Raw genomic sequence first — 13,574 nt, forward strand, 5'->3', positions numbered from 1 at the left:
CATTTATTTGTCATCCCAAATCAGCTCTAAACGCTCTTGTGATATCTTGAGCGCTTTTTCCGCAGACTCTCCTAGCAATGTAGCTTCTATAGCTCGACCAAGACTGTCAGAAAGACGGTTATATCCAGCAATAATCGGTCGAGCGCCAGCCAAAGGAATTTGTTCCACAAACACTTTTAACAAAGGTTTTTGGTTGATGAATTGCTGATAAGCTTCACTTTGAATAGCTTTAAGGTTAACTGGTAAAAAACCGGTTCCGATACTCCATTCTGTTTGGAATTCTTCACTCAAAACATACTCTAAAAATTTGAGTGCAGCTTGCTCTCTTGCTGGTGTGGTCTTCATCAAATACATATTTCCAGTAGCTGTCACTGTAGCAGGCTTCATATTTGTTGGTATCGGAAATACGTTAAAGTCAACATTGGATTTTATTATATAAGTCCAAGGGCCTGTGATCTGCATAGCAACGCGACCTGCAATAAAAGCGTCTTCTTCATAACCTCGCTCTGGGGAAGAAAGTGTCGCTGAACCATCTTTTAATAAGTCTTGCCAAAATTGTAAGGCTGCGATCGCTCCTGCATTCGTCAAATTCGGACGGTTATTGGTAACAACTTCTCCGCCAGCGCTCAATAAAAAGGGGAACCAACTAAAGACAGTCCATTCTTCCTTTCCTAAAGGCAGTAACATTCCGTACTGTTCAGGTCGATTATCACCATTGCTGTCTATGGTCAATTTTTTGGCGACTTCCCTTAACTCTTCCCAAGTCTTAGGAATTTGCGTAATTCCCGCAGCTTGGAAAAGTTTAGGTCGGTAAAAAATGCCTAAATTGCTGGTGTACAGGGGGATTGACCAAAGATGACCGTCTAATTTTAATTCTTCCCATAAGTTGGGGCTAATTTCCGACTTCAATGGCGATTTGTCTAGCCATTTTTCTAAAGGTCGAATTGCCCCTAGTTCCATAAACTGACCTGTCAATTGAGGGTCGAATGACAGAATATCTGGAGGCGCATTGCCCACAACTGCTGTTAATATTTTTGGCAATTGGGGTTGACCGATGAAGATAGATTCCACCTGAATATCAGTATGAGTCTGATTAAATTTATCTACTAGTTTGTTAAATACATCCCGATTAGTAGGGGGATTGATTGATTGCCATAGACTCAGATGAATTACTCCGTCATTCTTCTCAACTGTCCCCTGACAACCATATAAAAATATCAAAAATATACTCAGAATAATTCCCATCAGCGAAAGCCGCCAAACAGAACTGGTTAACTGGCGGGAAAAATTCGGAATTAGGGATTGGAAAAGGGTAATTTTCATGTCAATTTTTAGATTTGTTGGGCATCTATCACTTCACCAAAATAGTGCCTCGGCTTAGAGTAACGAGTGCTAATAAGTTAAACTAGTAAACTTTTATTGTATAATCTAATACGTGTATTTTAATAGTGACATAACTTTTATGGTAAATTCTACCACGCCCTCTTTCTTAAGTAGCTTTTTGGAAAATTCATTTCACTTCAAGCATCATCTACAAGATTTTTTACATTTAGATCCAGAAACCATAGAGACAAAGTTAGCAGCAGAACAAGAAGAAATAAAAAACTTAGGACACAAAGATTTTAATTGGGAAGAAGCAAGTGCATTCTATCGCGATCAAGTAGGAGAACTTTACTTATTTGAATTGGGGGCTTGGCATCTGTCAAGTCATGAGTATATTGGAGATATGTTGCGGTTGATTGCAGATTGTGCCCAAGGTCGAGTGTTAGATTTTGGTGGGGGAATCGGAACTCATGCCCTTGGCGCTGCTCTTTGCCCACAAGTTGAGCAAGTAATCTATTATGATATTAATCCGATAAATCGTAATTTTGTTCAGTATCGATCTGAGAAAATGGGACTGGACAAAAAAATAGTTTTCCCTCTTGAAATGCCTGTAAAAGATAAATTTGATACGATTTTGTGCTTTGATGTTTTAGAACATTTGTTAGATCCTAGCCAGCAGTTATTACAATTTTATCAAGCTTTGAACTCTGAAGGTAAGATGATAGTGAATTGGTATTTCTTTAAAGGTTTTAATCAAGAATACCCTTTTCATTTAGATGATCCTAAAGTAGTAGAAACGTTTTTCCATACACTTCAGAGTCACTTCTTAGAGGTTTTTCACCCTTACCTGATTACAACTCGCTGCTACCGTAAGCAAAGTTGAGTTTAGTTTCATGTATTTTAGAGGTTGTTTGAAAAGGGTTGACTTGAGCCTCAAGTATGACTCAGGGGCGCGATCTCAAATTCCAAAACTCCGATTCTCTCGTAGCGGTTTCTTGGTAGCCAGGGTAGTGAAACATACGCTTGAAGACTTTTCAAACATCCTCTTAGGTGGAGCCACAGCGAAACCCAATAAGTACGTTGTTTAGGTGAAAAAATGTTTTTGATTAAAATATATTAACGACGAAAATGCACCATAAATTATTATTTATGTCTACACCAATGGGTGCGTTAGGTTCAGGATTGGGAGGCGGAGTAGAGTTGACCCTATCTAATATTGCTATAGAGATGCTGCGGCGAGGACATCAATTAGAAATTGTTGCACCACAGGGTTCTGTCAGTAATTCATTACCTATTAAAGAAATCTCCGGAGAACTAATACAGATACCAGCCCAAAATCAGAGTCGTAGCGATCCGATTTTCCTGCATAAAAATTCTGTTTTAGCGAATATGTGGGATTATGCTCGCCAAGTGCAAGCAGATTATGATTTGATTGTTAATTTTGCTTATGATTGGCTGCCACTGTATTTAACACCATTTTTTAACCGTCCGCTCGCCCATCTGATCAGTATGGGTTCTTTGATAGATGCAATGGATCAGATTATTGAACAAGTAGCAATCAATTTTCCGGGTACTATTGGTGTTCACAGTCAAACACAGGCAGCAACTTTTACATTTGGAGAACGATGTATTTGTCTGCTAAATGGTTTGGATTTATCTATTTATCAATTTTGTCCCGAACCAACTCAGAGCTTGGCGTGGGTAGGTAGGATAGCTCCTGAAAAAGGACTAGAAGATGCAGTAGCAGCAGCAGAAATAATCGGAATTACACTGAAAATATTCGGGTTAAAACAGGATGTATCTTACTGGGAGAAGATTTGTCAACAATACCCTGATGCTCCCATAGAATATGTCGGATTTTTACCAACGGTTGAGTTACAAAAGGAGTTAGGTCAATGTCGAGCACTTTTAGTAACTCCTCGTTGGATAGAAGCATTTGGAAATGTAGCAATAGAAGCGCTTGCTTGTGGAGTGCCTTTAATTGCTTACTGTCGGGGTGGTTTAACAGAAATTGTCCAAGAAGGCAAAACTGGTTTTTTGGTTCAACCTGATAGTGTTCAAGGTTTGGTAGAAGCGATTAAGCATTTGGATGAAATTGACCGCCAAGCTTGTCGCCAGCAAGCAGAAACTTTATATTCTTTAGAAGCGATGGGCGATCGCGTAGAACAATGGTTTCAAAAAATCCTGAAAAAATGAATAGTAGTAATGTCCTTTAACTTGGATATTATTTGATTTTATGTACTATTAAAACTTTTTGTGATAAAAATATTTGCGGGAAACTATGGCGCGATCGCTAATATTCCCGCATCCCCATCTAAAGTTACCTCTACACCCATTGGTAAGGCTGCATTGGGATTATCATGGCCAAAAGGCAAATCGGAGACAATTGGAATACCCAAATCACCCAAGCGATCGCGCAATACTTCTTCTACACTAAAACTAGATATAGTTGGTGGCGCTTCACAGCGAGTAAAACCCCCTAAAGCAATACCGCAGACTTGAGACAAAGCACCGCTCAAACGCCACTGTGTCAACATCCTGTCAATCCGATAAGGTGCTTCGGTAACATCTTCCAACGCCAGAATTACACCATCCAGATGTGGCAGGATTGGTGTACCCAAAAGGTGAGTAGCCACCGTGAGATTCCCTGGTAATAAAGTACCATGAACCACACCACCACCCCAACCGCAACCTTTAAGAGGGGTGAAAGAACTACCTTCTACCCAATCAAATAACCGCTTAATTGACCAATCTGGCTCATCTGCGAAAGTTGTCATTACAGGGCCGTGAACGCCGGAAAATCCTGCTGTATAAAGGCTCCATAATAAAGCTGTGATATCAGAAAAGCCTATCAGCCACTTGGGAAGTCCTGAGTTTGGCCAATTCCAATTTTCTAAAATGCGGGTGCTGCCAAAACCACCTCTGGCACAGAGAATACCACGACAATCAGGATCTTGCCATGCTGCTGCTAGCTGTTGACGGCGGTTTTCGTCTGTTCCAGCTAGATAACCCCATTTGTCATCTATCTGAGGACTGACTTTTAATTGATAACCACGCGATCGCCAAATTTCTAGACTTCGTTCAAATTCCTTGAATTCTCGCAAAGCACCACTAGGGGCAATTACTCGTAGTAAGTCTCCAGGTTTTAAGGGCGGTGGTAAGATTTTGGCTGACATGAAACAAGTTAGGAGTGAAAAGTATCATATTAACAATGCTGCAACTGTGTTAAAAACACAACAATTTCATCAATTGCTTGCCGTATAACTGTTGCAGACTGATCCGACTGATTGACGATAATACTAAAAACTAGCGGTTCATACTTCGGCGCATTCAGATATCCAGATAGAGAAACTACACCCGTTAACGTACCTGTTTTTGCTTGCACAATGCCCTCAGCAGATGTATTTTGAAAGCGGCCTTCCAGAGTTCCACTTTTACCTGCTACGGGTAAAGATGTGCGATATATATATGCTGCTGGAGTTTTTGCCATTCCCCGCAAAATTTGGACAAAAGCTTCTGGTGTCACTAAGTTACGACGTGATAAACCGGAACCATCCACTAAAATATAATTTGCTGGATCGACCCCCAATTTAGTTAAACTCGCTTTGACAACTTCCAAACCGACATCAGCACTAGTCTGATTTTTTAGTCTGATTTTTTTCACAGCTAATGCTCTCAGCAGTGCTTCAGCATAAAGATTATTACTATTCTGAAGAGTTTCCATTAATAATTCCGCTAAAGGTGGCGACTCTACAAATGCTATTTCTTCTTGATTCACACCACCATTTACTACTAATGTTTGTCCCAAACTAATTTTTTCTGTTGCTAAGGCAGTACGGAAGTGCCGTAAGAAGTAATAATTAGGATCGACTACAGGCAAATCTATTAAAGAGGGTTCTGAATTCGTCGCCAGTTGTCCTTGAATTCGTAATACTGTTCCTGACAATTCGCGGGTGACATTGACAGAGCTTGGTTGATTTTGGGCAACGGTTACTGACTGATTAATTATCCGCCACTGTTTCGCTTCACCAGGATCGATCCACACCACTTGCAAAGATTTACCTACAGCCTGTGGTACAAGTTTGAAGCTAAAAATATTTTGATTCAAAATAAAGCTGCTGACTGGTGCGCCATCACTTGACTGCACATCTTCCCATTGCCAGGTTGGATTAACAATATCACCTTGAATATAACTATCATCAGCTATCAATCGCTGAATTTGGGTAATACCTTTCTGTTTTAACTGCTGTGCTAATGTTTGCAGTTGAGTATCACTTAAGCTAGGATCTCCCCTACCGACAACACGTAAAACACCATTACCATTCTGATAAATAGAGGTACGAATCCGAAAATTAGCATCCAACTCCTGCAATGCAGCTGCTGTTGTCAGCAATTTAAGGTTAGACGCAGGAGTAAAATATTTTTGAGCATCTCTACTGTAAAGAGTTGACCCCGTTGAGAGAGGTTGTATCAAAATTCCCCAGCGCCCCCGACTAAATAAGGGACGATTGATTACAGTATCTATCGCTGTTCCTAGTTGGCTAGAGCAAATTGATTTTGTGGTAGTTGTTGGTGCAACTGGGGTTTGTGCTTTCGCAACCCTAGAACTAAATCCTATTTGGCTAGTCAAAAATATTAATAAAACACCCAGTGGTTGATTTAAAGTCTTAAGTCTCACCAATTTTCTTTGTCCCAAAGACAGATATTTTTACTTTGCAAACAATTTTTTTCCGGAGAGAGAAGAATTGGCTCAGTAAAGTTACTTAATTAGTATAGGGAAGATGTTCACACGTTTCATACATAGGCGATGTCTACGACGGGCTGCGCCTACGCACAAACATAATTTATGGGATTACAAAATAGAAACGTAAGTCAACCTGCATATACAGAAACACGAAATCGAGGCAACGGTGTGAGTACATTTTTATCTGGTGTAGCTGTATTACTCTCTACTTTGGCTTTGGGATGTAGCGGCTATGTAGCTTATGAAGTTTTCACGTTACGGGAGACACTAAATGCTACTAATACAGTCAGTAGCAGCATTCCCACTCAAGTGCCAAATCCTACAGCTACAACTTCTCCACAAGCAACAGTCTCACCATCTCCAGCCAGTGCTACAACTTCAGCAATTAGGCCTGGTCAATTTGTGCAGCCTGCTTTTGGCAAAAAGGCAGAAGTTGAGTTACTTTCAGCAAAACGCATTAAAGATCCAGAAACTGGAAACCGTGATGTGGTAAATCTGCAAATGCGTATTCGTCGCCTTGCCACAGATGGAGTTGTTGGTAGCGATATTATATCGGTTGCTAGTACAACAGCCCGCAATCCTGACACTAGCGTAACCTACAAAGGAGTTGCTCTTAATCGCTCAACAGGAAGCGTTTCTTTGTTCCAAGTACGTCCACAAGCCTCCGCAGATGCTTATATCTGGCTAAGAGTTCCCGATGGTATCAATAATTTGGACATTTTTGTGCCAGATACAGCCGCATTTAAAAATGTACCAATTTCATTTTAGCTAGCTAACTGATATCAAATAACTCCCCTTGATGGGGAGTTATTAGTGATTAGTCGTTGATTATACAAGATAATGCTTTAGTTCTCTAAACAGTAGCCTGCAAGTGTAAGCAGCAGTCTGAGAGATAACCAAATTTCCAAAACCCTTTTTAATTACTTTCTCTTTCACTCCAGGAGTAATTTCGCTGACTGCCATTGATGCAGTTAAACTCATTTGCATAGTTTGCAAAGTTAGTTTAGTGTTGCTTCTAACTGTGGTTGAAGTTCTTTATTAACCATTGGTAAGAGCGTATTCCAAAATAATTTTAAAGCTCAAGGATATTTTACCCTTTTTTGCGATCGCTACGACGCGTAGGTGCTGGGGTAGCTGGTTCATAAGCCTTGAGTCCCCCATCGCCTGTAAAAATTTCTACTTGGAATGTGCTACTGGTTTTAGCGTAATATTCAGCTACAGTTTTAATTGTCGCATCTCCGATGGAAATCTTTCTAGATGCTAGAGTAGGCCATTCAGTAGCCAACTGTTTCAATTGTTCTGAGTTCCAAAGTTCACCCACTTGAGTTTCAAAAACTCCCCAAGGTATAACTCCATCTGCTACTTTCACTAAAATATTACCGAAAGCTTGAGCAATTTCATATCGTTTAGAGTTAGCTTGTGCAATGTGATTACCAGTTTCTATAATTGTTGCTATTGGTAGTATAAATTTTGCACCTTGTTTTTCTTCTTCCTGAAAACGGGCTTCAACTCTTTTTTTATCCCATTTATCTTTATCAGTACCACAAGTCTCTTTACCAGGTACACCCAAGTAGACGCAAAGTATTGATGTGTCAATAATCAAAACCTTTCTCATATTTCATTTTACTTATTATCAGAAAGGCTCTTTTCAATTGCGCCTTTTGTTGCTAATCTGCCTAAAGTTCCTGATGCTAGCAAAAGAGGAAGATTTTCAATATCTTCTAAAAGTGTAAGCTTGCTTTCTCCAGTTTCTTTATCGCGGTGTGCGACAACCACAAATGGAACTATCTCTGGGCCTAAAGCATCAAGCAAAGCTGGGTTATGGGTAGTTAGTAAAATATCAATTTTTCTTTTGTTGCCAATTTCACGCAGGATTCTTACCAGCAATCCTGCACGCGAGGGATGAAGACCGTTATCTATTTCTTCAATTACTATTTGACTACCTTCTGGTCGAGTAAGTAGTGCTGTGATAATTGCTAGAAAGCGTAAAGTTCCATCTGACATACTTCTAGCATCTATTTCTGTAATGTGACCAGGTTTCCATTCTTCTTGAGAGTAGAGCATGGCATCAGTACGAAATCTACCTACTTTTTGCGCCCAGACTTTTTGTATATCACCTTCTGGTAGCTCTTTAATATAGTTGGATAGTGCTACCTCAACTTCTGCTTTCCGTTTCTTAGATAGTCCTGCTAGTATACCAGCTATATTTGAGGCATCAGTTTCTAGCTTTTCCCCAATTGGTGAGTAAGACCGCATTTTAGAGGGAATGGGGTTTAAAATAAAAATATTTTTAAGATATTCATAAAAAGTATATATATTTTCATATCTCATCATCTGAGAACTTGAGTCCCTGTCAACAAATAGAGCATTGGCAAGTTGTGGTTGAGTAGGCAATAAATCACTTTGAAGAATATATGTTTCGTCTTTATTATGAATAGTTGTTTCGTTTTTATTTAAAAACGAAGCTCTTATATTGTCTATCTGGATAGGCTTTTTATTATAATCATTTTGAGCTACTTGACAAATTATAGATTCTTCTAAAACTTGAAGGGAAGGTTTTGTCTTTACTGTGATAGCGTAAATATAATCAGTATTAATATCTTGACCTTGTATAACAGCCTTTAATGTAAATTTTTTTTCAGGTTTAAATGCAGCCCATTCTACACCTCCTCGAATCGAAGGTAACATTGAATCACCTACTAAAGCTGGTTTAATATCCTGCCTTATAAAGGTTATTTGTAAAAACTCCAAAGCTTCAACCACATTAGATTTACCACTTGCATTTGTCCCAATCAGAACAGTCAAAGGGTCAAGTGGAAGCTCCGCATAACGAAAACTTTTCCAGTTTTCTAAGATGAGTTGCTTAAGCATGATCAACTCCAAAACTCTACCTACTTAAATTTAGCTCTTAACAGTAGCGTTGGCAAAGCCCGCCGCAGGCATCGCACAAGATTTTTCTTCTTCAACATCTCAGCAAAAAAACAGCAAAGCCAGCAGACAAAGTAAAGAATTGCGTAATTACTCTATCTAACTGGCTAGATATCACTGTGATTTTGGCGACTTATTTTTCTGGCGGTAAATCTACACTATAAATAGTCTTCCCTACCAAGTTACGCAGTGTTACTGTCATCACTTTTGTATTTCCATCAATTTTAACTCCTCCAAAGAATTGCAAACCTTCACTTGGCGGTCGATTTGCTTTTGTATCTGGAGGAAGGCTTTGAAATACCAGTTGTGGCCCAAAGGTATTTTCCAATTGGTTAGGCCCAAATGTACCAGAGTTAAGCGGCCCGGCGACGAACTCCCAAAAAGGCTTGAAGTCGGTAAATTGTGCTTTAGCGGGGTTGTAATAGTGGGCTGCTGCGTAATGTACATCAGCAGTTAACCAAACAACATTCTGGATATTTTTGTTTTTGATAAATCGTAGTAAATCGGCAAGTTCTAGTTCTCTTCCTAATGGTGGGCCATCTCCATTCGCCCAAGCTTCAAAATCTGTGCTACCGTCTGGAACTATCAGCCCCAAAGGCATATCACTAGCAATTACTTTCCATGTTGCTTTTGATGACAGCAATTGCCTTTTCAACCATTGCACTTGTTTTCTGCTTAAAAAATCTGTTTCTTTACTTGGTACCGGCTGATTATTGGGACTATTTGGCCCCCGGTAGGTGCGCTCATCTAGCATGAAAATGTCTAATAATGGGCCATAGTTGAAAGAGCGATAAATTTTCGCCTTATCTGGATTATTGCTTTCATATCCAATAGGCAGATATTCTAAAAATGCTTGTCTTGCCCTTTCAGCTAACAAGTTAACATCCTTAACTGTATAACGGTCATCATTGAGGATAATTTGCCCAGGATACCAATTGTTTCTGGTTTCGTGGTCGTCCCACTGTGCCAATATGGGAACTTCAGCATTGAAACGCTTGATGTTATTATCCAGCAAATTGTAAATATAGTTGCCACGAAATTCTGTGAGAGTCTCTGCTACTTTGGATTTTTCTAGTGTAGTGATGTTTTTCCAAATAGTGCCGTCGTCTAAAGTCACTTCTGATTGAATGGGGCCATCGGCATATATATTATCGCCCGAATGGATAAAAAAGTCGGGATGAAGTTGGCGCATAGTTTCGTAAATTTTCATCCCACCAAAATCAGGATTAATTCCCCATCCTTGACCGGCGGTGTCGCCACCCCAAACAAAGAATACATCTCGTCCAGATTTGGGGGGAGTTCGGAAAGTGCCTTTGACAGGAGCGCTGTAAGTGCGTTGATAATCTAAATCTTGGAAAATCACCCGATAAAATAATTTTTGGTCTGGTGGTAAATTCTTCAGATAAAGTCGTGCTGTAAAGTCGCTATTTTTTAAAGCATTAGGCCCGACAACGCGCTGCACATTGCGAAAAGATTCGCTGGTAGAATATTCTACGATCATTTTGGTGGGGCGATCGCTCCGACTCCAGATGACAATGCTATCGTTAGATATATCACCGCTAGCTACACCATAAGGTATGCCAGGACGCATTTTATCAGAGGTAATGATTGCAGGTGCTTTGCCAAAAACTGGTGATTTAGCTACAAGATTTGTGGAAATAATTCCACCGGCTGTGATAGCTGAATGTAGCAAAAACTGACGCCGATTTAGCTTCAATGGGTGATGAGATTCCATACTAAATAATAGCAACCTTAAACTAAAGTATTACAGGATAAGTGTTTACCACACGTTGTTATGTCAACAAGTAAAGATTGAGTTATCTAAGGGTTAATAAAATATATTTAGTTTGATGTAATCAGAATGGTAGTGTTAATTAGGAACTAGTGTGAGCAAATTTATCCATGACTGCTGCTGTCTTTTTAGAAAACGTCTACAAGTTTTACAACAATGTACCTGTAGTCAATGACCTGTCATTCCAAATTGAAGCGGGGGAGATATTTGCTCTACTTGGCCCGAACGGTGCGGGTAAATCAACCACAATTCGGATGCTGACTACACTCACCAAACCGTCCCAAGGACGGATAGAAGTAGGTGGGTATGATGTTACTAGCCAAGCAACATTGGCAAAACAGAGTATTGGTGTAGTCTTACAACAAGTCAGTGTGGATAACGATTTAACCGTCTGGGAAAATATGGAACTGCACGGGAGACTACATCATATTAGTAACCCGCAGCGACAAAAATTGATAAATCAATGGCTAGAGTATGTTGAGCTAGCAGAAAAACGTGATGATTTGGTAAAAACCCTGTCTGGGGGTATGAAACGACGGTTGCAAATTGCCAGAGCTTTATTGCATCAACCGCAAATTTTGTTTCTGGATGAACCAACGGTAGGACTAGACCCCCAAACCAGGCGACGCCTTTGGGAAATTATTCGGGATTTGAATAAACAAGGGATGACGATGCTACTTACGACCCATTATATGGATGAAGTCGAATTTTTGTGCAATGCCTTTGGTTCTACCAAGCCAGGACGAATCGGTATTATGGATGGCGGTAAGCTGATTTCTTTAGGAACTTTACAACAGCTGCATTCTTCTCACGGTGAAGGTTTGGTGATGAAACAATTAGGTGCGTCTAATGTCGGAAGTGATAGCGTTCGTAATTGGGAATATCTGTTTTTCCCATCCTTGGAAGCAGCAAATATCTACTTGAATGAACAGCCCGATAAAACCGGAATGATGGTGCGTCCCTCTAATCTGGAAGATATTTTTGTAGAATTAACGGGACGCCAGTTAGATTAACCTCATCCTCCTAACTGCCGCAGCATGGCTTCTACCCTTTCTACGCCATCTGAGTCATTGCGCCGTTTGTACAAGTCACGGGCTTTCTGAAGCAAGCTGTTCGCTTGTTTAGTTTGTCGTCGCTGTTTATACATCGAACCCATCAACTCATAAGTCTGGGCGTTGTTTTTATCCAAATCGATTGCTTGTTGGTATGCCCAAGTAGCAGCATTATAGTCTCCCATACGCGATTGCGTCACAGCCAATCCTAAATAGGCGTTAACGTTGTTACGATTCAGCTGTATGGCACGACGGTAGCCTTCCTTCGCCCCACGTGTATCGCCCAAATTGGCTTTGATGTAACCCACAGCGTAGTAAAAATCACTATTGTTAGGGTTGATAGCGATCGCCCGACGATAAGCTGTTAATGCTGCCTGGTAATTTCCCTGTTGAGCGTATAAATACCCAATACCTGAATGAATTTTAGCATTCTTGGGATCTATACTAGCTGCTTGCTGATAAACAGCGATCGCACCACCATAATCACCGGCATTCACTAACCTCCGTCCTTCCTCCAGTAATTGTTTTAACTCTGGGTTTTTGCCCTGCGCCACTAATACCTGAGCCTGAGCTACTGAAGGTATGGTGAAAGTAAAACATCCTAGTAACACCACACTAAACACGAATGATGTTGGCTTGTACACAGTAAATTTCCTGAAATTTTAGAGGACTTTTTTCTTGTACATTAAAACAAAAATATGGACTTTTGAAAACTGTATTTCTTCGTATTGATTAAGATGTTAATAGTTCATTCTCCTTTCCTTTACATTTAACCCTACATAACAGAGTTTTTACTGAAGGATGAAGTGTCAGCGATGCAGGAGCAGGTGAAGATACCATACATATAAACCAGTACAGCAAAACAACACATGTTTTAATCAGTAGTTATACGTGTTACTCAGAAAAACTCAACAGGCATCTGACTTAATCCTAGATTCTGATGCAGCAAGCTTATAGCCTTTGACATTTATTCCTATTTTTATTTAATTTAAGAATTTGCTGACTCTGTATCCAAGTTGTCTGACATTTTTAATCCTTGATACTACCCTTTGAGAAGTTATCATCCAGGCATTTACATCCTTTTTTGCTCATTCAAAGGTAAGATAAATTTAAACTGGAAAATGCTCAATTAATCTGTTTAGGACAATACTCAAACCCAAAGCGCAATCTAAAATTGTCTGAGAGGATGTTTATCAAACCTATATTTTGTAATAATAGTTACAATTATTGAAGTATTTATCAAAATATTTTAATAATAAATATCAAGATATATCCCATATAGGAGGTTAATTTATGATTATAACTACCACTGATGTAATTCAAGGAGCCGTGATTGAGTCATATTTAGGCGTTGTGACCGCAGAAGTAGTCTACGGCAGCAATTTCTTGCGGGATTTTTTGGCTGGAATTCGAGATATTATCGGTGGACGTACTGCTAGCTATGAGCGTCTATTTGAGCAGGGTCAACGCAAGGCACTAGAAGAATTAGAACAACGCGCACAACGTTTAGGAGCAAATGCTGTAATCGGGATTGAAATTGATACTGGCACAATCAATCTTGACCAGTCAGGAGTTCTTTTGCTGATTACTGCCACAGGCACTGCTGTGAGGATGCGTTAGTTTTTGATAATTTTTACTTTTGACAATCATTAGAAAGTTTTAGTTAGATTAAGTCTAATTACATACATAGTTAAAGCTACTTTCTGATAGCTAGCTAATAATTTGATTTTAAGTT

At 39.7% G+C, this 13,574-nt stretch carries 12 protein-coding genes; 5 read left to right on the top strand and 7 right to left on the bottom strand.

From position 1 onward, the window contains the following. Positions 1–3: 3 nt before the first annotated feature. The gene (locus NLP_RS16250; protein WP_104907300.1) at positions 4–1,323 is read right to left on the bottom strand and encodes an ABC transporter substrate-binding protein; all 1,320 of its coding nucleotides are present in this window, start codon (positions 1,321–1,323) and stop codon (positions 4–6) included. Positions 1,324–1,462: 139 nt separating this feature from the next. Here NLP_RS16250 and NLP_RS16255 point away from each other — a divergent pair, with 139 nt between their 5' ends. Together NLP_RS16255 and NLP_RS16260 are read left to right on the top strand one after the other, a co-directional pair. After that, positions 1,463–2,206, top strand: a complete 744-nt coding sequence (locus NLP_RS16255; protein WP_104907301.1) for a class I SAM-dependent methyltransferase — start codon at positions 1,463–1,465, stop codon at positions 2,204–2,206. Positions 2,207–2,472: 266 nt separating this feature from the next. Then, positions 2,473–3,519, top strand: coding sequence for a glycosyltransferase family 4 protein (locus NLP_RS16260; RefSeq protein ID WP_325034675.1), 1,047 nt, complete (start codon positions 2,473–2,475; stop codon positions 3,517–3,519). 83 nt (positions 3,520–3,602) lie between these two features. Here NLP_RS16260 and NLP_RS16265 read toward each other — a convergent pair whose 3' ends face one another. Both NLP_RS16265 and dacB read right to left on the bottom strand, forming a co-directional pair. After that, positions 3,603–4,499, bottom strand: coding sequence for a S66 peptidase family protein (locus tag NLP_RS16265; protein WP_104907303.1), 897 nt, complete (start codon positions 4,497–4,499; stop codon positions 3,603–3,605). Between the two features lie 29 nt (positions 4,500–4,528). Further along, on the bottom strand, positions 4,529–6,004 hold the full coding sequence (dacB, locus tag NLP_RS16270; RefSeq protein WP_234016958.1) for a D-alanyl-D-alanine carboxypeptidase/D-alanyl-D-alanine endopeptidase: 1,476 nt from the start codon (positions 6,002–6,004) through the stop codon (positions 4,529–4,531). Positions 6,005–6,235: 231 nt separating this feature from the next. On the opposite strand from dacB, the gene NLP_RS16275 reads away from it, so the two are divergent. Continuing rightward, positions 6,236–6,835: a hypothetical protein gene (locus NLP_RS16275; RefSeq protein WP_104909895.1), complete on the top strand. Its 600-nt coding sequence runs from the start codon at positions 6,236–6,238 to the stop codon at positions 6,833–6,835. A 322-nt stretch (positions 6,836–7,157) separates the two neighbouring features. Here NLP_RS16275 and NLP_RS16285 read toward each other — a convergent pair whose 3' ends face one another. From NLP_RS16285 to NLP_RS16295, 3 genes are all read right to left on the bottom strand, one after another. Further along, positions 7,158–7,682, bottom strand: a complete 525-nt coding sequence (locus NLP_RS16285) for a hypothetical protein (RefSeq protein WP_104907304.1) — start codon at positions 7,680–7,682, stop codon at positions 7,158–7,160. A gap of 8 nt (positions 7,683–7,690) precedes the next feature. After that, positions 7,691–8,938 (bottom strand): AAA family ATPase, encoded by a 1,248-nt coding sequence (locus NLP_RS16290; RefSeq protein WP_104907305.1) that lies wholly within the window; start codon positions 8,936–8,938, stop codon positions 7,691–7,693. 190 nt (positions 8,939–9,128) lie between these two features. Beyond that, positions 9,129–10,730, bottom strand: a complete 1,602-nt coding sequence (locus NLP_RS16295) for an alkaline phosphatase D family protein (RefSeq protein WP_104907306.1) — start codon at positions 10,728–10,730, stop codon at positions 9,129–9,131. A gap of 167 nt (positions 10,731–10,897) precedes the next feature. Between NLP_RS16295 and NLP_RS16300 the strand changes: the two genes are divergently transcribed. Further along, positions 10,898–11,800: an ABC transporter ATP-binding protein gene (locus tag NLP_RS16300; protein ID WP_104907307.1), complete on the top strand. Its 903-nt coding sequence runs from the start codon at positions 10,898–10,900 to the stop codon at positions 11,798–11,800. 2 nt (positions 11,801–11,802) lie between these two features. Here NLP_RS16300 and NLP_RS16305 read toward each other — a convergent pair whose 3' ends face one another. Beyond that, positions 11,803–12,483 (bottom strand): tetratricopeptide repeat protein, encoded by a 681-nt coding sequence (locus NLP_RS16305; RefSeq protein ID WP_104907308.1) that lies wholly within the window; start codon positions 12,481–12,483, stop codon positions 11,803–11,805. 649 nt (positions 12,484–13,132) lie between these two features. On the opposite strand from NLP_RS16305, the gene NLP_RS16310 reads away from it, so the two are divergent. Further along, positions 13,133–13,459: a YbjQ family protein gene (locus NLP_RS16310; protein ID WP_104907309.1), complete on the top strand. Its 327-nt coding sequence runs from the start codon at positions 13,133–13,135 to the stop codon at positions 13,457–13,459. Positions 13,460–13,574: the final 115 nt, after the last annotated feature.

This window comes from Nostoc sp. 'Lobaria pulmonaria (5183) cyanobiont', assembly GCF_002949795.1.
GTDB lineage: Bacteria > Cyanobacteriota > Cyanobacteriia > Cyanobacteriales > Nostocaceae > Nostoc.

Coding starts and splice junctions, on each gene's coding strand:
- NLP_RS16310 (WP_104907309.1), top strand. CDS start 13,133: ATGATTATAACTACCACTGATGTAATTCAAGGAGCCGTGATTGAGTCA.
- NLP_RS16260 (WP_325034675.1), top strand. CDS start 2,473: ATGTCTACACCAATGGGTGCGTTAGGTTCAGGATTGGGAGGCGGAGTA.
- NLP_RS16255 (WP_104907301.1), top strand. CDS start 1,463: ATGGTAAATTCTACCACGCCCTCTTTCTTAAGTAGCTTTTTGGAAAAT.
- NLP_RS16295 (WP_104907306.1), bottom strand. CDS start 10,730: ATGGAATCTCATCACCCATTGAAGCTAAATCGGCGTCAGTTTTTGCTA.
- NLP_RS16285 (WP_104907304.1), bottom strand. CDS start 7,682: ATGAGAAAGGTTTTGATTATTGACACATCAATACTTTGCGTCTACTTG.
- NLP_RS16290 (WP_104907305.1), bottom strand. CDS start 8,938: ATGCTTAAGCAACTCATCTTAGAAAACTGGAAAAGTTTTCGTTATGCG.
- NLP_RS16265 (WP_104907303.1), bottom strand. CDS start 4,499: ATGTCAGCCAAAATCTTACCACCGCCCTTAAAACCTGGAGACTTACTA.
- NLP_RS16250 (WP_104907300.1), bottom strand. CDS start 1,323: ATGAAAATTACCCTTTTCCAATCCCTAATTCCGAATTTTTCCCGCCAG.
- NLP_RS16300 (WP_104907307.1), top strand. CDS start 10,898: ATGACTGCTGCTGTCTTTTTAGAAAACGTCTACAAGTTTTACAACAAT.